This window comes from Qipengyuania aquimaris (genome assembly GCF_020171965.1).
Classification (GTDB): Bacteria; Pseudomonadota; Alphaproteobacteria; order Sphingomonadales; family Sphingomonadaceae; genus Qipengyuania; species Qipengyuania aquimaris_A.
Genome location: NZ_JAIUZK010000001.1, coordinates 982,816 through 1,001,336, shown reverse-complemented (window position 1 = coordinate 1,001,336; position 18,521 = coordinate 982,816). Strand labels below are relative to the sequence as shown.

Here is an 18,521-nt window from a genome sequence, read left to right as displayed (position 1 = left end):
GTCTGTCTTCGATGAGACGACTCGAAACTCTTGCGGCCCTTGCCGCTATCGCACTCGCCGGATGCAGCGAGGGGCCTCCCGCCGCGCCTCCCGAAGTGACTGCGGACGAGGCGCAGGCGCTCGAAGACGCTGCCAGCATGCTGGACGAAGCGCGTCTCGAAACCGGACCCGATACGGTCCCCCAAGCAGATACCGAGGCAGGAGAGGAATAGGCCATGTCGACACCCAACCCCGGAATGGATGCCGAGACTTTCGACCAGTTCCTGGACCAGCTCGAACGCTATGTCCGTGAACGGCTGATCCCGGCTGAAAAGGACGTTATCGAACAGGACAAGGTCCCCGACGATATCCTGGCCGAGATGAAGGACATGGGCCTTTTCGGCCTGACCGTGCCCGAAGAATTCGGCGGCGCCGGCCTCAACATCACGCAATATGCCAAGGTCGTGCAGACCATGGCCTATGCCGCGCCGGCCTATCGTTCGATCTTCTCGATCAATGTCGGCATGTTCAATTCCGCAATCAAGAACGGCGGCACGCCCGAACAGCAGGCCGAATGGTGGCCGCGTATCGCCGCCGGCGAGATTGCCTGCTTTGGCCTGACCGAGCCGGGCAGCGGCAGCGACAGCGCTGCGATGCAGACGATGGCGAAGCCCGATCCCGACGGCAACGGCTGGATCCTCAACGGGACCAAGCGCTACATCACCAATGCGCCGCATGCCGATGTCGCCCTGATCATGGCGCGTACGGAGAAGGACGCGCTGCCCAAGAACGCCCATGTCTCCGCCTTCATCGTGCCGATGGACACGCCGGGCATGTCCACCTCCAGCCCTGACAAGAAGATGGGTCAGGCAGGCAGCCACATCTCCGACGTCATGCTCGACGATGTGCACGTGCCGGGCGATGCCCTGCTTGGCGGGGAAACCGGACAGGGTTTCCGTTTCGCCATGATGAGCCTCGACAATGGGCGGATTTCCGTCGGTGCGGCGAGCGCTGGCTATGCCCGCCGTGCGCTCGACAGCGCGATCAAATATGCCAACGAGCGTCAGGCGTTCGGCGAACCCATCGCCAACTTCCAGCTGATCCAGCAGATGCTGGCCGAAAGCTGGACCGAGATCTACGCCGCCGAAGCGATGATGGCGGACGTCACCGCGCGCGTGGACCGCGGCGAGGACACCGTGAAACACGCCGCCGCCTTCAAGGTCTTCGCATCCGAAATGTGCGGCCGCGTGGTCGACCGCGTGGTGCAGATTTATGGCGGCGCGGGCTATCTCGCCGAATACGACGCCGAACGCTTCTTCCGCGATGCACGCATCTACCGCATCTACGAAGGCACCACGCAGATCCTGCAGTTGCAGATCGCCAAGCGGATGCTGCGCGAATATGCGCAGAGTGTTTGAGGCGTGTACGGCCTCATCAACGACCTGAGCATCATAGAGGCATCGAGCTTCGTCGCCTCGCCCACGGCAGGGCTTTATTGCGCGCAGATGGGGGCGGAGGTGATCCGCGTCGACCACAAGGAAGGCGGGCTCGATTACGACCGCTACATGCTCACGAAAGAGGGCCGCTCCCTAAGTTGGGAGAACCTAAACCGCGCGAAGAAATCGGTCGCGCTCGACCTGCGGAGTGGCGAGGGGCGCGAATTGCTGGTCGAACTGTCGGCGAAGACCGGCAACCTCATCACCAACCTGCCGGAAAAGAGCTTTCTCTCGCACGATGCCGTCGCGGCTACCTGCTCCGACCTTGTCAGCGTGCGCATCATGGGCTGGCATGACGGGCGCCAGGCAATGGACTTCACCGTCAACGCCGCCAGCGGCTATCCGCTGATGTGCGGGCCGGAGGACTGGGACGAGGCGACCGCGCCGCCGGTCAACCAGGTCCTGCCCGCGTGGGATTTCATCACCGGGGCCTATTGCGCCTTCGCGCTCATCGCCGCGATCCGCCACCGCGACCACACGGGCGAAGGCAGCCAGTTGCGCGTGCCCTTGGGCGATGTCGCCATCGGCACGGTCGCCAATAGCGGTGCGATGGCCGAGATGCTCTATCGCGGGGCCGACCGCGAACGGCTCGGCAATGCGATCTGGGGCGCGTTCGGGCGCGATTTCCGCAGTCTCGACAACACGCGTTTCATGGTCGCCGCGCTTACCGCCAAGCAGTGGGCGGGACTGGTGAAGGCATTCGGCGTGGAAGACGAAATCGCCGCGCTGGAGAAGGAATGCGGCGTCCGTTTCGCCGATGGCGATGACCCGCGCTTCAAGCACCGCCATGCCCTCTTCGACCTCTTCCAGTCGCGGGCCGGAACAATGGACTGGCCGGAACTCAAGCGCCGGATGGCGGCAGAGGGCTGCACTTTCGAGCGCTATCGCACCATGCACGAAGCGGCGAACGATCCGGTGCTGGTCGACGACAATCCGCTCTTCAAGCGGACCTCCGCCAACCCCTCCGGCTTCGAATACCCCGCCACGCGCAGCTTCGCCAATATCCCGGGACGCGATGCTGGCGAACCTGCACCTGCGCCCTACCTCGGCGAGCATACCGAAGAGGTGCTCTCGACACGTCTCGGCCTTTCCTCGGGCGCCATCGGCGCGCTGGTGGACCGCGATATCGCCCGTCTTTCCGATAAGGACTAATCTCCATGACCCAGCTTCGCCGCGTTGCCATCTGCAAGCCTTTGCGTACTCCTGTCGGGAAATTCCTCGGCAGCCTCGCCCCGCTCGAGGCGGGCGCGCTGGGGGCGGTCATCATCAAGGCACTGGTCGAACGTTCGGGCGTCGATCCCATGCGCGTCGACGATGTGGTCTTCAGTCAGGGTTACGGCAGCGGGGAAGCACCTGCCATCGGGCGCTGGAGCTGGCTTGCTGCGGGCTATCCCATTGAAGTGCCAGGTATGCAGCTCGACCGGCGCTGCGGTTCCGGCCTCCAGGCGGTCGCGACGGCGGCGATGATGGTCCAGACCGGCATGGCCGATTGCGTGCTGGCAGGCGGCGTCGAGAGCATGTCCAATGTCGAACACTACACGACCAAGGCCCGCCACGGCGCACGCCTGGGCGATATGGTCATGTGGGACCGCCTCACCCGCGGCCGCCTGATGAGCCAGCCGATCGAGCGTTTCGGCGTCATTACCGGCATGATCGAAACGGCCGAAAACCTCGCCAAGGATTACGACATCAGCCGCGAGGCCTCCGACGCTTTCGCGGTCCGCAGCCACCAGAACGCGGCTAAGGCATGGGAAGAGGGCAAGTTCGACGATCAGCTGGTGCCGGTCGAAATCCCGCAACGCCGAGGTGATCCCGTCGTCTTCGCCAAGGACGAGGGCTTCCGCGCCGATGCCGACATGGAGAGCCTTGGCAAGCTGCGCGCTATCGACCTCAAGCGTGATCCGCAAGCCATCGTGACGGCAGGCAATGCCAGCCAGCAGAACGATGCCGCAGCGGCCTGCCTCGTGGTCGCCGAAGACAAGGTCGAGGAACTGGGCCTCGAGCCGATCCTGTGGTTCCATTCGTGGAGCGCGGCGGGCTGCGATCCCAGCCGCATGGGCATCGGCCCGGTCCCTGCGGTCGAGCGCTTGTTCGCTCGCAATGGCCTCGGCTGGGACGACATCGGCCTTATCGAACTTAATGAAGCCTTCGCCCCGCAGGCGCTCGCCGTGCTGAAGGGCTGGGGCTTCGCCGAGGACGACAGCCGCCGCGACATCGTCAACGTCAATGGCTCGGGCATCTCGCTCGGCCATCCCATCGGCGCGACCGGCATCCGCATCCTGGCCGACATGGCGCATGAGATGCAGCGCCGCGAGGTGCAATATGGCCTAGAGACCATGTGCATCGGCGGCGGGCAGGGCATGGCCGCCGTGTTCGAGCGCGCGGCCTGATGAGCGACTGGCAGGCATGGGTCGGGCGCGAGCAGCGAAGCGCGGACCGGCTCGATCCGGGGCTTGCCGCGCGCTGGTGCGCGACTTTCGATCGCGATGCGCCGACGAATGCGCAGATGTCGCAAGGCATTCACCTGTGCCTCTGCACGCCCGAGGCGCGGACTTCGCAACTCGGCGAAGACGGCCATCCGACGCGCGATCAGAGTGAGGCCAGCTTCCTGCCGCCCATTCCGCTTCCCCGCCGCATGTGGGCATCGAGCGCGATGCAGTTCCACGCCCCCATCTCAGTCGGCGCCACGATCGAGCGCTCCAGCCGGATTGCTTCGGTCACGCCCAAGTCGGGCAGCAGGGGCGAGATGGTTTTCGTCGAGATCGATCACGAGACCAGCGCCGATGGCCAGCTGGCGGTCAGCGAGCGCCAGAGCGTCGTCTACCTCGAAGCACTCGCCACTGACGCGCCCCTTTCCCCGCCGCCTGCTGGCGAGGGCAGTTTCGACGCCTCGCAATGGGACATACGCCGCGAACTCGTACCCGATGAACGCCTGTTGTTCCGGTTTTCGGCGCTGACCTTCAACACCCACCGCATCCATTACGACGCCCCCTATGCGCGCGAGATCGAGCGCTATCGCGGGTTGGTCGTCCACGGTCCTCTCAGCGCCAGCCTGCTGCTGCAACTCGCCGCCGAAAAATACGGCGAGAACCGGCTTGCCAGCTTCACCTTCCGCGGGACAAGCCCGGCAATAGCGGGCGAGCCGCTGCACCTCGCATTGCGCGAAGGCGATGACGGGATCGAAATGGGGGCCTTCGCCGGAGACGGGCGACAGGCGGTGAAGGCGCGCGCTACCCTCGTCTAGTCGACCGGATAATCCGCAATGGGTTTGAGCGATCCGTAGGTCTCTTCCACCGGATCGTGCCCAAGATCGGGAAAGTCGATGGATGGGGGCTCCACCCGCGTGTCGGGCAGGCGATCCAGCAGATTGCGGACCAGCGTCAATCGTCCCAGCTTCTGGTCGTTGAAATCGACCAGCGTCCACGGCGCCCATTCGGTGTGGGTTGCTGCCAGCATGTCTTCGCGGGCGCGCGTGTAGTCATCATATTTCCCTCGCGCGGCGAGATCGATCGGCGAGAGTTTCCAGCGCTTCAGCGGGTCTTCCAGCCGTTCGCGCAGGCGCTCTTCCTGTTTTGCCTGATCGGTGCCGAGCCAGTATTTGAAGAGCAGTATTCCGTCATCGACCAGCAGCTTCTCGAATGCCGGGGCCTGGCGCAGGAAATCCTGCACTTGGCCTTCATCGGCAAAGCCCATGACCCGCTCCACCCCCGCGCGGTTGTACCAGCTGCGATCGAACAGGACGATTTCGCCCGCGGAAGGGAGATGCTTGGCATAGCGCTGAAAATACCATTGGCTGCGCTCTTCCTCGCTGGGCTTGGACAGGGCGACGATGCGGCACTGGCGCGGATTGAGGCGTTCGCGCACGGCCTTGATCGCACCGCCCTTGCCGGCGGTATCGCGTCCTTCGAACAACACCACGATCCGCTGCCCGGTCGCCATCGCCCAGCGCGCCATGCCGACCAGTTCTTCCTGCATGGGTTCGATCGCGTCTTCGTAATCGCTCTTCTTCACGCTCTGCTCCGATCGGTTTGTGTCCGGCTGCGTATGGTAGTATCAATGGCAACGATATGGCTACACTTGCAAAAACCGAACAGGATTTTTCGCGTCTCCCGGACTTGCCGGACGACGTCTTCACGGCCCCGCTGAAAAAGCCGGAGCACGTTGGCGACGACTGGCTGGAGCCGAAGCAGACCGAATACGACAGCGAAGACGACGCGATTTGGAACGACCTTTTCGCGCGCCAGATGGACGTGCTTCCGGGCCGTGCGGCGACGGCTTTCATGGAAGGCACGGAAAAGCTGGACCTCGGACGCGGCGGCGTGCCCGAGTTCGGCAAGCTTTCGGAAGAGCTGGACAAGCTGACGGGGTGGAGCGTGGTGCCGGTGCCCATGCTGATCCCCGATCACGTGTTCTTCTGGCACCTCGCCAATCGCCGCTTCCCGGCAGGCAATTTCATTCGCACGCGCGAGACCTTCGACTACATCCAGGAGCCCGACGTCTTCCACGATGTGTTCGGCCATGTGCCGATGCTGACCGATCCGGTCTATGCCGATTACATGCAGGAATATGGCCGCGCCGGCTGGAAGGCGATGCGCTACAACCGGCTGAAAGCGCTCGGTTCGCTTTACTGGTATACGGTCGAATTCGGCCTGATAGAGGAACAGCCCGGCGACATCCGTGCCTATGGGGCGGGTATCCTGTCCGGCCCGACGGAAGTCGTCTATTCGGTGGAGGCGGAAAGCCCCAATCGCATCATGCTCAATGTCGACCGCGTCATGCGCACCGATTACGTGATCAGCGACCTGCAGCCGACCTATTTCGTTATTCCCAGCTTCGAGGACCTTTACCGCCAGACGGTGGAGCGGGACTTCGACAAGCTCTACAAGAGCCTCGGCCCCGGTTTCACCTACGCCAATACGGCGGTGATCGATGTCGATTACGTGGTGAACCGCGGTACGCTGGAATATACCTTGCGCGGCGGGCGCGGATCGGGCGCAAAACCGGTCTGATCGCAAACGAAAACGGCCCCGGATTGCTCCGGGGCCGCTTCGATTTGGTAAGTTTGGAAAGCTTCGAGATTACATCTCGTTGCCGTCCATTTCTTCGCCAACGGTGTCGGCACGCTCTTCCATCGTGTCTTCGACGGCGTCAGCCTGGTCTTCCATGTTTTCGACGGCAGCTTCCGATGCACCGGCGTCTTCCATGGCTTCAGCCTGGGCGTCCAGTTCCGATTCCATCTGCTCGCCTTGGTCTTCCATGGCTTCTTCAGTCGGACCGTCGCATGCTGCGAGGCCGAGGCTCAGAGCTGCTGCGGATGCGACGAGCGCTGCTTTGTTGAACTTCATTGTAGTCTTCCCCTTGGTAATCGGCTGGCATCAGGATTGAGCCATCCGGTAATCGTCAAACGATATTCAGGAATGCGCTGCTCAGCGCAGGACCCGCTCTCGAACGACAGTGTAGAGTCCGACCATCACAATCGCGCCGATGGTGGCCCACAGCAGCGTGCCCGCCCGGATCGCTCCGAGGAAAACGCCGCCGGACGTTGCTATCCCCACGACGAGCGAACCGGCAATGCCGGCCAGCACGTTGCGAAGAATGGTCCGGCCATCTTCGATCTTGAGTGCGATCGATCCAAGCCACCCCATCAGGGCGCCCGTCACGATCAGGATAATCAGACCCATCGTCAGTCCTTGCGGTTTACTCGTGCCCAATAAAAAGCCGCTTGCGGCGATTGGTTCCACAAATGTGACGGAACGGTGGCAGGTCTGGAGCTGTTCTCAGAGGAAGGCGAGCAGCGCTGCGCCAAGGGCAACCCGGTAGATCACGAAGACCAGCATTGAGGCTTTCTTGAGGAAATTCATCAGGAAAACCATCGTCGCCAGCGCGGTGAAAAAGGTCAGGATGCCGGCGACGATCGCGTCCTGCTGCATCTGGGCTGTTGCGTCGGCCAGATCGAAGGCGGCAAGTAGGCCCGCTCCTGCAACGGCAGGAATGGCGAGCAGGAAGGAAAAGCGGGCCGATTCCACGCGCTGGTAGCCAAGGGCCCGGGCGGCAGTCATGGTGGCGCCCGAACGGCTGGTGCCGGGAATCAGCGCCATCGCCTGGGCAAGACCGACGAGGATGGCATCGCGCAGGGTCATGTCCTCATAGGCCTTGGTTTCCTTGCCGAAACGGTCGGCAAGGCCGAGCAAGATACCAAAGACGATCAGGTTCGTCGCGACCAGCTGGGTCGAGCGGAAACCTTCCAGGTACCCGCCGAGCTTGAGGAACAGCCCGAGCGCAACAGCAGGGATGGTCCCGATGACGACGAACCAGAACAGGCGGCGCTGGGCATCGTCCTTGGCCAGGCCCACGCTGGCAAAACCGCCCCGCGCCAGGCCCATCACGTCCTTGCGGAAATAGAGGATGATCGCGAGCAGCGAGCCCACGTGCACGGCGACGTCGATCAGCGGCCCCTGGTCGGGAAAATCCGTCAGCTTGGGGATCAGGATCAGGTGGCCCGAGGAGGAAATCGGAAGGAATTCGGTGATTCCCTGGACCAGTGCGATCAGCAATTCTTGGAGGAAGGTCATGTCGCGGTGGAATTGGCACAAGGTTTGGACAAGTCAAACAAAAACCCCGCCGGCACCGGGCCGACGGGGTTCGAACTGTACGGATAGCGATCCGCTTACCAGATCTTGATGCGCTCTTCCGGCGGCAGGTAGAGATCGTCTTCCGGCGACACGTCGAACGCATCGTACCATGCATCGAGATGGCGCACGGCATTGTTGAGGCGGAATTCGCCCGGCGGGTGGTTGGCGGTCATCACGCGGTTGCGCAGGCTTTCCTCGCGCTCCATGCCGCGCCAGATCTGCGCGAACCCGAGGAAGAAGCGCTGGTCGCCGGTCAGCCCGTCGATCACCGGCGCTTCCTCGCCATTGAGCGAGAGGCGATAGGCGCGATAGGCCATCTGCAGGCCGACCACGTCGCCAAGCGTTTCGCCCATGGACTGGTTGCCGCGCAGGCAGACGGGGCCTTCCGGACTATCGACCGGGCAGTAAGCCTCGATGAAGCCGGCCATGCGCTTGGTGTATTCCTCGAAGCCCTTGCGGTCGGAATCCTGCCACCAGTTGCGCAGCGTGCCGGTGGCATCGAACTGGCTGCCCTGGTCGTCATATCCGTGGCCGATCTCGTGACCGATCACGGCACCGATCCCGCCATAGTTCACGGCTTCGTCGGCCTCGGCATTGAAGAACGGCGGTTGCAGGATCGCAGCCGGGAAAACGATCCGGTTGGTGAGCGGCGAATAATAGGCATTCACCGTCTGCGGGAACATGCCCCACTCGGTCGGATCGACCTTCGTGCCGAGGCGCGCGCGGCCGTCTTCTTCCTGCCACACCCGCGCATTCATAAGGTTTGCGAGCGGGTCGGTGGCGTCGATTTCGAGGCCGTCATACGTCTCGAACTCGGCCGGATAGCCGATCATCGGGACGAAACCTTCGAGCTTGGTACGCGCTTCGGCGATCGTTTCCGGCGTCATCCACTCGTTCGCATCGAGCGCCATGCTCATGGAGCGGGACAGGTTCGCAACCAGCTCGTCCATGCGCGCCTTGCTTTCAGGCGGGAAATAGCGGGCGACGTAGAGAGCGCCAAGCTGTTCGCCCAGAGCGCCCTCGGCGGCATTGATCGCGCGCTTCCAGCGCTCCTGCTGTTCTTCTTGGCCATTGATGGTCTTGCCGTAGAACGCGAAGTTCGCATCATCGAGCTCGCTCGAAAGGACCGCAGCGTTATTCTGGAGGAAGCGGGTAGCCATATAGGCCTTGAGCGTTGCCAGCGGCGTCTCGGTCAGCAGCTGCATCATCGCCGGCAGGCCGCCGCCGATCATGTCGAGCTGTTCCTGCGTCAGTTCCAGCTCCTCGATTTCTTCCGCCGTCGGCGGGAGCTGGCGTGCGAGATAGCGTTCCTGTCCGCCAAGCTGAGATGCTTCGAGCAGGGCGGCGATGGGGAAATCGCCGGCCATTTCCGCCAGGTCTTCCGGCGTCAGTTCGTTATAGGTGAGCTTCGGCATGCGCAGGACCTGGCGGGCCCATTCCAGCTCGGCGACCTTGTGTTCGAATGCGTATACCGCCTGCGCAGACGCTGCGGGATCGGCATAGCCTGCCGCGCCCAGCATGGTCGCAAGATATTCCATATAGGCCTCGCGGACCTTCAGATTGCTTTCGGAATCGACGAGGTAATAGTCGCGGTCGGGAAGGCCCATGCCGTCGAACCCGATGCCGACTGCATGGTCGGTGGGGTTGCGGGCGTCGATCGTGACGCCGGCAGTGACGAGACCGGGATAGCGCGGATCGCCGAACAAGGAGACCAGCGAGGCTAGGTCCTCTGCCGCGAAGATTGTGTCGAGATAGGGACGCGCAGGCGCCAGCCCGCTCGCATCGATCGCCTCGACGTCGAGATAGGCGCTGTAGGCATCGACGATACGGCGGGCCGCAGTGCCGGGCTCCGGGTTGGACGCGACAAGGTCGTTCACCAGCGTCTGCACGTCATGGATCGAGCCTTCGCGCAGCATGTCGAACGCGCCGAAGCGCTGGCGGTCGGCAGGGATTTCGTTTTCGGCAATCCACTTGCCGTTGACGTAGGCGTTGAAATCGTCGCCCGGATCGACGCTGTCGTCGATCAGGTCGGTGCCGACACCCCAGGTGCCGAAGTCCATCGTCGGGCTGGCCGCTTCTTCGGCCGCTGCAGGCGCGCCGAGGACCAGGGCGATGGCAGACGCCCCTGCGGCAAGGAAATTCTTGGTCATGTGCGAAGTCTCCGAAGGAAATCTTGTATGCGCGCCCCCCGCGCGCGGATTCGAGTGCATGCTAGCTAGCGAAAGCGGGCGAGGATCGGTCGCCGCTCGTCGGTCCAGTCATCGCTTTGGTCGAAGAATCGCGTGAATCAGGCGCTTTCGAGGCCGAATTGGAGCGAGGCGAGCCGCGCATAGAGCCCGCCGCTTTCGGACAGCTGCGCGTGGGTGCCCTGTTCGGCAATGCGCCCTTCGTCCATCACGACGATCCGGTCTGCCGCGCGCACAGTGGCGAGACGGTGCGCGATCACCAGCGTCGTGCGGTTTTCCATCAGGCGCTCGAGGGCATCCTGCACCAGGCGCTCGCTTTCGGCATCGAGGGCGCTGGTAGCCTCGTCCAGCAACAGGATCGGCGCATCGCGCAGCAGGGCGCGGGCGATCGCGATACGCTGCCGCTGGCCGCCTGAAAGCTGCGTGCCGTTCTCGCCCAGATAAGTGTCGAGACCTTCGGGCAGTTTCTCGAGGAATTCGGTAGCATTTGCTGCACGCGCAGCGGCCCAGATTTCCTCTTCGCTCGCCTCCCAATTGCCATAGCGCAAATTGTCGCGAGCACTGGCGGAGAAGAGGACACCTTCCTGCGGGACGAAAGCGATCCGGCGACGAATCGCGGCGGGATCGGCGCTGGTCAGGGGGATCCCGTCGAGCCTGACCGTGCCCGCCTGCGGGTCGTAGAAGCGCTCGGCCAGCTGGAAGATCGTCGATTTCCCGGCGCCGGAAGGTCCGACGATGGCGACCGTCTCGCCCGGCTCGACCTCGAGGCTGAAGTCGGTGATGGCGGGCGCTTCGAGCCGGGTCGGATAGCGGAAGGTGACGTTGCGGAACGACAGGCTGCCACGCGCAGGTTCGGGCAGCGCTTCCGGGCGCGCCGGTGCTGCGATGCCCGGCTTTTCGGCCAGCAGTTCGCTGAGGCGCTGGGCGGCACCGGCCGCGCGCAGCAAGTCCCCGACCACTTCGGCCAGCGCGCCGACGCTTCCGCCCACGATCATGCCTGCAAAGACGAACGCCATGATGGTGCCGCCGGTCAGTTCCCCCGCCTCGACCAGCACTGCCCCGCGCCAGAGCAGCAATACGATGGAGCCGAAGATCAGCGTGATGGCGGTGGCGGTCATCAGGGCGCGCAGGAGCACGCGCTTGCGGGCGGTCTCGAAAGTGCGCTCGACCGCATCGGCGAAACGGCCGCCTTCGCGATCCTGCTGGCCGAACGCCTGCACAACCTTCATCGCGGAGAGCACCTCGGTGACCATTGCGCCGACATCGGCAATGCGGTCCTGGCTCGACCGGCTGATATTGCGCAGCCTCGCCCCGAAAATCGCGATCGGCAGGATGACCACCGGAATGCCGATGAAGATGTAAACCGCCAGCTGCGGCGCCAGCCAGAACAGATATCCCGCCGCGGCCACCGCCATGATGGCATTGCGCAGCGCCATGGAAATGGTGGTGCCCACGACCTGTTCGATGATCGCGGTGTCGGACGTCATCCGGCTGGAGATTTCCTTGGGGCTGTTCTCCTCGAAGAAGGAGGGGGACAGGCGCAGGAGGTTCTCATGTACCTTGCGCCGGATGTCGGCGACCACGCGTTCGCCCAGCCAGCTGACGAAATAGAACCGCAGCGCGGTAAAGATGCCAAGCGTCGCCACCAAAGCGAGCAGGTAACGGAACCAGCGGCCGATATCGCCCGTGCCGTCGCTGCCGAAACCGCGATCGATGATCAGTTTGAGCGCGCTCGGCAGTGCAAGCGAGGTGATGAGGGCCGTCGCGAGCAGCGCGATCGAGGCCAGCGTCAGCTGGAGCGGATATGCCTTGGCGGTCTCCCAGACCATGGCCAGCGCGCCCAGCGAGCGGGTTTCCCCGTCCTTGCGCCGGCGGCGGAACATGCCGCGTTTCGGCATGGCTTCGGCTTCTGCAATGTCGCCCGTCTCGTCCATTGGCTCCACCTAGGCAGCGCGGGCCGCAAAATCCACAGGGGAGGCACGTTTCGGGCACTTTTACACCATTTGTGCATTGCACAACGACAAATCACTCGTCAGACTGCCGGTTTGGATCAAGGGCCCGCAGCAAGACCATAACAGCGCGGGCAGCAGGGGACGCGAATGCTTTATCAAGCCTATGAACTCCAGCGCAGCTGGCTATCGAGCGCGAGCGCCTGGGCCTCTATCGGGGCGGAAATGCTGTCCAACCCGGCCCTGCCGCAAAATTACATGGGCGGATATCTGGGGCTGGGCCCGATGGCTGCCAGCGCGCTCGAAGTCTTCGCCCATGCCACCGCCACTTATGGCAAGCCTGCCTGGGGCATCGAAAGCGTCGAGGCGGAAGGCAGGCACTGGCCCGTCGTAGAAGCGACAGTGGTCAACCGGCCGTTCGGCGATCTCAAGCGCTTCCGCCGCGAAGGCCTTGGCGAAGATGCGCCGCGCCTCCTGATCGTCGCCCCAATGAGCGGGCACTACGCAACGCTCCTGCGCGGCACAGTGGAGCGCATGCTGGAAAATTACACCGTGTTCGTCACCGATTGGGCGGATGCGCGCAATGTGCCCTTGCATGAAGGGCATTTCGACCTCGACGATTACATGGATTACGTGATCGAATTCCTCGAACACATCGGTCCCGGTGCCCACGCGATGGCCGTGTGCCAGCCTTCGGTCCCGGTCTTCGCCGCGACCGCGATCATGAACCGCGACGGCCATGACTGTGCGCCCAAGACGCTGACCATGATGGGCGGCCCGATCGACACGCGCTGTTCGCCGACCAGCGTCAACGACCTCGCGATGGAACGCCCGATCGAGTGGTTCCAGCACAATGTCATCGCCACCGTGCCGATGCAGTATCGCGGCGGCGGCCGCCGCGTCTATCCCGGCTTCATGCAGCTTGCCGGCTTCATGAGCATGAACCTCGGCAATCACATGATGAGCCATTACGAGATGTTCAAACACCTCACCGTGGGCGACGAGGCGAGCGCGCAGGCGACCAAGGATTTCTACGACGAATACCGCAGCGTGTGCGACATGACCGCCGAATTCTACCTGCAGACGGTGGAAGAGGTCTTCCAGACGCACGCCATCCCGAACGGCACCTTCATGCACCGCGGCAAGCGTATCGACCTCGGCGATATCACCGGGACCGCCCTCCTCGCCATCGAGGGCGAGCGCGACGATATTTCGGGCCTCGGCCAGACCCGCGCCGCGCTGGAGCTGACGCCCAATCTCGATGCCTCGAAAAAGCGCTATTACATGGCCGAAGGGGCCGGGCACTACGGCATCTTCAACGGCAGCAAATGGCGCGGAAAGATCGCTCCGGTGGTCGAGGAATTCATCGCCGCGCACGGGTAAGGTCCGGGCCGGACGCGGGTGTGCTATAGTGCCTCTGCGGCAGCTTCATGCCGCGCCAGCACGAGGAGGTAGCCTATGCTCACCATCACCAAGCCCTCGGCCGATCGGGTAGATATCACGCTCGACGGCAAGATCGATGCCGACATCATGCGCACCGCGCTCGACGATCTGATTGCGAAATCGGACGGGGTGAAGGGCGGCAAGATGCTGTACCGCATCACCAATTTCGAACTGCCGACGCTCAGCGCGATTGCGGTCGAATTCACCCGCCTGCCGAAACTTTTCGGCCTGCTCGGCGCGTTCGACAAGTGCGCTGTGCTGAGCGATTCCGACTGGCTCAAGAAAGCGGCCGAAATCGAAGGCGCACTATTCCCGGGCATCGAGATCAAAAGCTTCGGTCTCGACCAGCAGGACGTAGCCGAGGAATGGCTGGCGCTGGATGAGTGAGAGAGGGTCGGGCTAGCCTTCCAGCCCTCTCAGCATGCCCTCGATCCGGGGTTGGTACTTGATCGCCAGCGACCGGAAGGCTGCGGCTATCGCGTGAAGCTCGCTCTTGCCTGCGCAGCTGTGCTGGGCAAAGGCGCGGCGCTGCCCGCCGACAGCACTGGAGAGTTCGACCCGCGAACCGTCCGTGCAGATGACGTCGGGCGCGCCGTAATATGAAAGCTGCGCCAGCTGTTCGCTCGCCGTATCGAAACGCTGGGCAAGATCCAGCGCCTCCTCGGCTGAAATCGCATGCTCGCCGTTGCGGATTCTCAGCGTCTTGCCCGGGCCCCAGGCAAAACCTGCGAACCGCATGAACCATTCCCCGTCGCGCTCGAAGATCGTGACCTGCTGCGTTCCGGGCGAGGGCGTGAGGCTGGCGCTGTAGGTGGCCGAATAAGCCCGTGCGCCCATGATCGCCGGATCGCACACATCGAGCAGGTTCTCGAAAGGATTGTCATCCCCCGTCGTGCACGCGGTTTCCGAACTTACGCCGGCAGCGGCCAGCAGGGTGGCAAGGAGCATGTCGATCATAAGCGATCCCCTTCGTAATCTATTCGCGAAGGCTGCCCGCAATCCCTTGAAATGACAAGCGTTTTGCTATCCCAGCCTCGCTGCATGCCAAGCCACGTGCTCGGCCATGAAAGTCGAGATGAAGTAATAGGAGTGGTCGTAGCCCTCCTGCATCCGGATATCCGGGCTCATGCCTGCCTTGGCGCAGGCCATGGTAAGCGCGCCGGTCTTGAGTTGTTCTTCGAGGAACTGGTCTGCAGTGCCCTGGTCGACAAGGATATGGTCGTGGCGTGCGCCGTCTTCGATCAGGGCCACGGCGTCATAGGCGCGCCAGCTATCGCGGTCTTCACCCAGATAGCGCGAGAGGGCTTTTTCTCCCCACGGCACGCGCGAAGGCGCGACGATCGGCGAGAAGGCGCTGATCGAGCGGAATCGGGCCGGATCGCGCAGGCCGATGGTCAGCGCGCCGTGTCCGCCCATCGAGTGGCCCGTGATCGACTGTCGCGAAAGGTCGACCGGGAACTCTCCGGCCATGACCGAGGGCAGCTCTATCTCGATATAGCTGCGCATGCGGAACTGCTCGCTCCACGGGTCCTGCGTCGCATCGACATAGAAGCCGGCACCCTTGCCGAAGTCGTATTCGTCCGCCGCGTCGGGCACGTTCTCGCCGCGCGGGCTGGTGTCCGGAGCGACGAAGATCACGCCATGCTCTGCACAGGCGGCGCGATATTCGCCCTTTTCGGTCACATTGGCATGAGTGCAGGTGAGGCCCGACAGGTACCACAGCACCGGTAGCTTCGCGCCCGCTTCGTGCGGGGGGACATAGACCGAAAAGGTCATTTCGGTGCCGGTCGCTTCCGACTGGTGCGAACAGACGAACTGGTCGCCACCGAAGGCCTTGTTCTGCGAAAGGTAATCGAGCTTCATGCGGTCTCCTGAACCGGGATTTCTGCGACGACGGGCGCATGACCCCAATGTTCCAGCAGCTGCAAGATATGCGCGCCGGAAAGCCCGATTGTCGCGGTATTGCGAAGCGGGTGGACATTCACCCGTTCTGCGCGCGCCAGACCCGCTTCGAGGACGCAGGTCACGCTGCCCGGCGATGCATGGATCATGGCGAGCGGCGTTACCGAGCCGGGCGCGATGCCGATCAGTCGCTCCATGTCCTCCGGCTTGCCGAAGCTCACCCGCTTGCAGCCGATGGCATCGGGCAGGGCCTTCAGGTTCACGCGCGCTTCTGCCGGGACGGTGACCAGCCAGAAGGCGCCCTTGGCATCTTTCAGGAACAGGTTCTTCGTATGCTCGCCGGGAATGCTGGCCTTGATGTGGCGGCTTTCCTCGACGGTGAAGACGGCCTCGTGCTCGTGATGCGAAAAAGGGATCGCGAGCGCGTCTATATCGGCCCGCAATCCCTTTTCATCGATTGGCGTCAAGGCGTCAGCCCGGACGATACATCGCGCAGACCTTGTTGCCTGCCGGATCGCGCAGATAGGCGAGGTAGAGCTTCATGCCAGCACCTTCGCGAAGGCCCGGCGGGTCTTCGATCGGGGTGCCGCCATTCGCCGCGCCCGCTTCGTGCCAAGCATCGGCCATTGCTTCGCTGTCGGCCGCAAAGCCGATGGTCGAGCCGTTGCCGCAGCTCGCCGGCTGGCCGTCGATCGGCTTGGTGATGAGGAAAATGCCGCCATTGTGCATGTAGATGACGCGGCCCTTGGGATCGACGGTGCCTTCGCGGCCGCCCAGCGCCTTGAAGCAGGCGTCGTAGAATTTCTTCGATGCCTCGATATCGTCGGCACCCAGCATGACGTGGCTGAACATTGAACTCTCTCCTTAGGTTTCGATTCGCTACCTTAAGCGCGCCTGCAGCCTGCGCAAGCGATCAGATGTCGATGGCGAGCGTGGCGGTCTTCTGGTCGCCGGTGTTGGGCATGTCCTTGGGATCGATCAGCAGGAGGCGGACCTCGCCGTGGCGCGCGCAGGGGCGGTGTTCGACCCCGCGCGGGACGATGATCATCTCGCCGGCTTCCAGCACTTCGGTGCGATCCCGGAACTCCATGTCGAGCGTGCCGTCGAGGATCAGGAAGAGCTCGTCCGTGTCCTCGTGGCAATGCCAGATGAACTCGCCCTCGACCTTCACGAGGCGGATCTCGTTATCGTTGTACCGCCCGACGATGCGCGGCGCCCAGTGGTCGGAAAACTGCGCGAACTTCTCGTCCAGGTTGACCTTGGAGGCCATCAATAGACCACGACCGCGCGGATACTTTCGCCCGAATGCATGAGGTCGAAGCCCTTGTTGATCTCTTCCAGGCTGAGCCGGTGGGTGATCATCGGGTCGATCTCGATCTTGCCGTTCATGTACCAGTCGACGATCTTTGGCACGTCGGTGCGGCCCTTGGCCCCGCCGAATGCCGTGCCGCGCCAGTTGCGGCCCGTGACCAGCTGGAAGGGGCGCGTCTCGATGGTCTTGCCTGCTTCGGCAACGCCGATGATGATGCTGGTGCCCCAGCCCTTGTGGCAGCATTCCAGCGCATCGCGCATGACCGCGGTGTTGCCGGTGCAGTCGAAGCTGTAATCGGCCCCGCCGTCGAGCATGTTGACCAGCGTTTCGACGACATTGCCGACATCCTTGGGATTGACGAAATCGGTCATCCCGAACTTGCGGCCCCATTCTTCCTTGGACGGATTGATGTCGACGCCCACGATCCGGTCCGCACCGGCGAGCTTTGCGCCCTGGATCACGTTGAGGCCGATCCCGCCAAGGCCGAAGACCACGACATTGTCGCCCGGCTGGACCTTGGCGGTATTGGTCACCGCACCGACGCCCGTGGTCACGCCGCAGCCGACATAGCAGGTGGTGTCGAACGGCGCGTCCTCGCGGATTTTTGCGACCGCGATTTCCGGCAGCACGGTGAAGTTCGAGAAGGTCGAACAGCCCATGTAATGGTAGATCGGCTTGCCGTTGTAGGAGAAACGCGTGGTCCCGTCGGGCATCAGGCCCTTGCCCTGCGTTTCGCGGATGGCGCTGCACAGGTTGGTCTTGCCCGACAGGCACATCTTACACTGGCGGCATTCGGGCGTGTAAAGCGGGATCACGTGATCGCCCGGCTTAACGCTGGTCACCCCTGCGCCCACTTCGCGCACCACGCCGCAGCCTTCGTGGCCGAGGACGGAAGGGAAGAGCCCCTCGCTGTCCAGCCCGTCGAGCGTATAGGCATCGGTGTGGCAGATGCCGGTCGCCATGATCTCGACCAGCACCTCGCCCGCCTTCGGGCCCTCGAGGTCGAGTTCGACGATCTCGAGCGGTTTCTTGGCTTCGAAGGCAACGGCGGCGCGGGTTTTCATGATGCGAATCTCCTGTTTCATGCGACGGGTAGGGGGGCAGCGCCTGCCTCGCAAGCCAAGTTGCTTGCGGTTCAGGCGCGGCGCGATAGGAGGGCGGGCATGAAGATCATCCTCCCCGCCATCGCCGCTGCGATGCTCGCCGCACCCGCAATCGCGCAGGACAGCGCACCGGCGGACACGCCCGCTCCGGTCATCACCATGGAACTGGTCGACCTGCCGATCGAGCAGCAGACGGCGCTGCGTTGCGGGGTTGCCGTGGCCATCGCCACCGAGGCGCAGCGTGCAGGCAATGCGGACGGCAAGGACTGGCCCGACCTGCTGGAGAACGAGCGTGGTCGCGAATTCTTCGTGCGGACCATGGCCAAGCTGATGGACGACACCGGCATCGCGCGCGAAGGCATCGCGCTTCGTGGCCGGAAAGAGGCCGAGAAACTGGCGCAGGATGGCCAGCTCGATGCGGTCATGCCCGCCTGCCTGCTGATGATGCAGGCTTCCGGCTTCTGAAGCTTCGTTCAGCAAGCTTTCAGCGCCGATCCGGCATAAACGGACCGTTACGGA

Annotated in this window: 21 protein-coding genes; 9 read left to right on the top strand and 12 right to left on the bottom strand. The window is 63.5% G+C overall.

Annotated elements, in window-relative coordinates; genetic code table 11:
* Positions 1 to 11: 11 nt before the first annotated feature.
* From LCM24_RS04890 to LCM24_RS04870, 5 genes are read left to right on the top strand one after another with little or no spacing between them, the layout of a single operon-like run.
* On the top strand, positions 12 to 212 hold the full coding sequence (locus LCM24_RS04890; RefSeq protein ID WP_090476603.1) for a lipoprotein: 201 nt from the start codon (positions 12 to 14) through the stop codon (positions 210 to 212).
* 3 nt (positions 213 to 215) lie between these two features.
* Entirely contained in the window at positions 216 to 1,397 is a 1,182-nt protein-coding gene (locus LCM24_RS04885) for an acyl-CoA dehydrogenase family protein (protein ID WP_224802989.1), read from the top strand.
* Between the two features lie 3 nt (positions 1,398 to 1,400).
* A complete protein-coding gene (locus LCM24_RS04880; protein WP_224802988.1) occupies positions 1,401 to 2,627 on the top strand; it encodes a CoA transferase in 1,227 nt (408 codons plus the stop codon).
* 5 nt (positions 2,628 to 2,632) lie between these two features.
* Entirely contained in the window at positions 2,633 to 3,865 is a 1,233-nt protein-coding gene (locus tag LCM24_RS04875; RefSeq protein WP_224802987.1) for an acetyl-CoA C-acetyltransferase, read from the top strand.
* Positions 3,865 to 4,719, top strand: coding sequence for a MaoC family dehydratase N-terminal domain-containing protein (locus tag LCM24_RS04870; protein ID WP_224802986.1), 855 nt, complete (start codon positions 3,865 to 3,867; stop codon positions 4,717 to 4,719). The genes LCM24_RS04875 and LCM24_RS04870 overlap by 1 nt, the downstream gene beginning before the upstream one ends.
* Here the strand turns inward: LCM24_RS04870 and ppk2 are convergent.
* Entirely contained in the window at positions 4,716 to 5,486 is a 771-nt protein-coding gene (gene ppk2, locus LCM24_RS04865) for a polyphosphate kinase 2 (RefSeq protein ID WP_224802985.1), read from the bottom strand. The two genes, LCM24_RS04870 and ppk2, sit on opposite strands and share 4 nt — an antisense overlap.
* A gap of 56 nt (positions 5,487 to 5,542) precedes the next feature.
* Here ppk2 and phhA point away from each other — a divergent pair, with 56 nt between their 5' ends.
* Positions 5,543 to 6,484, top strand: a complete 942-nt coding sequence (gene phhA, locus LCM24_RS04860) for a phenylalanine 4-monooxygenase (RefSeq protein WP_224802984.1) — start codon at positions 5,543 to 5,545, stop codon at positions 6,482 to 6,484.
* A gap of 69 nt (positions 6,485 to 6,553) precedes the next feature.
* On the opposite strand, the gene LCM24_RS04855 is transcribed toward phhA, so the two are convergent.
* The 5 genes from LCM24_RS04855 to LCM24_RS04835 all read right to left on the bottom strand — a co-directional run bounded on the left by LCM24_RS04855 (position 6,554) and on the right by LCM24_RS04835 (position 12,191).
* Positions 6,554 to 6,820: a hypothetical protein gene (locus tag LCM24_RS04855; RefSeq protein ID WP_224802983.1), complete on the bottom strand. Its 267-nt coding sequence runs from the start codon at positions 6,818 to 6,820 to the stop codon at positions 6,554 to 6,556.
* Positions 6,821 to 6,901: 81 nt separating this feature from the next.
* Positions 6,902 to 7,156: a GlsB/YeaQ/YmgE family stress response membrane protein gene (locus LCM24_RS04850; RefSeq protein ID WP_224802982.1), complete on the bottom strand. Its 255-nt coding sequence runs from the start codon at positions 7,154 to 7,156 to the stop codon at positions 6,902 to 6,904.
* Positions 7,157 to 7,252: 96 nt separating this feature from the next.
* Positions 7,253 to 8,047, bottom strand: coding sequence for an undecaprenyl-diphosphate phosphatase (locus LCM24_RS04845; RefSeq protein WP_090476585.1), 795 nt, complete (start codon positions 8,045 to 8,047; stop codon positions 7,253 to 7,255).
* A gap of 95 nt (positions 8,048 to 8,142) precedes the next feature.
* Complete coding sequence (locus tag LCM24_RS04840; RefSeq protein ID WP_224802981.1) at positions 8,143 to 10,257, bottom strand: M13 family metallopeptidase; 2,115 nt, start codon at positions 10,255 to 10,257, stop codon at positions 8,143 to 8,145.
* Positions 10,258 to 10,394: 137 nt separating this feature from the next.
* Positions 10,395 to 12,191 (bottom strand): ABC transporter transmembrane domain-containing protein, encoded by a 1,797-nt coding sequence (locus LCM24_RS04835; RefSeq protein ID WP_224803466.1) that lies wholly within the window; start codon positions 12,189 to 12,191, stop codon positions 10,395 to 10,397.
* Between the two features lie 201 nt (positions 12,192 to 12,392).
* Here LCM24_RS04835 and LCM24_RS04830 point away from each other — a divergent pair, with 201 nt between their 5' ends.
* Positions 12,393 to 13,625, top strand: coding sequence for a polyhydroxyalkanoate depolymerase (locus LCM24_RS04830; protein WP_224802980.1), 1,233 nt, complete (start codon positions 12,393 to 12,395; stop codon positions 13,623 to 13,625).
* A gap of 75 nt (positions 13,626 to 13,700) precedes the next feature.
* Positions 13,701 to 14,072 (top strand): STAS/SEC14 domain-containing protein, encoded by a 372-nt coding sequence (locus tag LCM24_RS04825; protein WP_224802979.1) that lies wholly within the window; start codon positions 13,701 to 13,703, stop codon positions 14,070 to 14,072.
* A 12-nt stretch (positions 14,073 to 14,084) separates the two neighbouring features.
* Here LCM24_RS04825 and LCM24_RS04820 read toward each other — a convergent pair whose 3' ends face one another.
* The 6 genes from LCM24_RS04820 to LCM24_RS04795 all read right to left on the bottom strand — a co-directional run bounded on the left by LCM24_RS04820 (position 14,085) and on the right by LCM24_RS04795 (position 17,963).
* Positions 14,085 to 14,642: a hypothetical protein gene (locus tag LCM24_RS04820; RefSeq protein WP_224802978.1), complete on the bottom strand. Its 558-nt coding sequence runs from the start codon at positions 14,640 to 14,642 to the stop codon at positions 14,085 to 14,087.
* A 66-nt stretch (positions 14,643 to 14,708) separates the two neighbouring features.
* Positions 14,709 to 15,548, bottom strand: coding sequence for an S-formylglutathione hydrolase (gene fghA, locus LCM24_RS04815; RefSeq protein ID WP_224802977.1), 840 nt, complete (start codon positions 15,546 to 15,548; stop codon positions 14,709 to 14,711).
* On the bottom strand, positions 15,545 to 16,054 hold the full coding sequence (locus LCM24_RS04810; protein ID WP_224802976.1) for a prolyl-tRNA synthetase associated domain-containing protein: 510 nt from the start codon (positions 16,052 to 16,054) through the stop codon (positions 15,545 to 15,547). Before LCM24_RS04810 ends, fghA begins: the two co-directional genes overlap by 4 nt.
* A gap of 4 nt (positions 16,055 to 16,058) precedes the next feature.
* Positions 16,059 to 16,439: a VOC family protein gene (locus tag LCM24_RS04805; RefSeq protein ID WP_090476571.1), complete on the bottom strand. Its 381-nt coding sequence runs from the start codon at positions 16,437 to 16,439 to the stop codon at positions 16,059 to 16,061.
* Between the two features lie 61 nt (positions 16,440 to 16,500).
* On the bottom strand, positions 16,501 to 16,857 hold the full coding sequence (locus LCM24_RS04800; RefSeq protein WP_224802975.1) for a cupin domain-containing protein: 357 nt from the start codon (positions 16,855 to 16,857) through the stop codon (positions 16,501 to 16,503).
* Positions 16,857 to 17,963, bottom strand: coding sequence for an S-(hydroxymethyl)glutathione dehydrogenase/class III alcohol dehydrogenase (locus LCM24_RS04795; protein WP_224803465.1), 1,107 nt, complete (start codon positions 17,961 to 17,963; stop codon positions 16,857 to 16,859). The genes LCM24_RS04800 and LCM24_RS04795 overlap by 1 nt, the downstream gene beginning before the upstream one ends.
* Before the next feature lie 99 nt (positions 17,964 to 18,062).
* On the opposite strand from LCM24_RS04795, the gene LCM24_RS04790 reads away from it, so the two are divergent.
* Entirely contained in the window at positions 18,063 to 18,467 is a 405-nt protein-coding gene (locus LCM24_RS04790; protein WP_090476568.1) for a hypothetical protein, read from the top strand.
* The last annotated feature ends 54 nt before the right edge of the window (positions 18,468 to 18,521 follow it).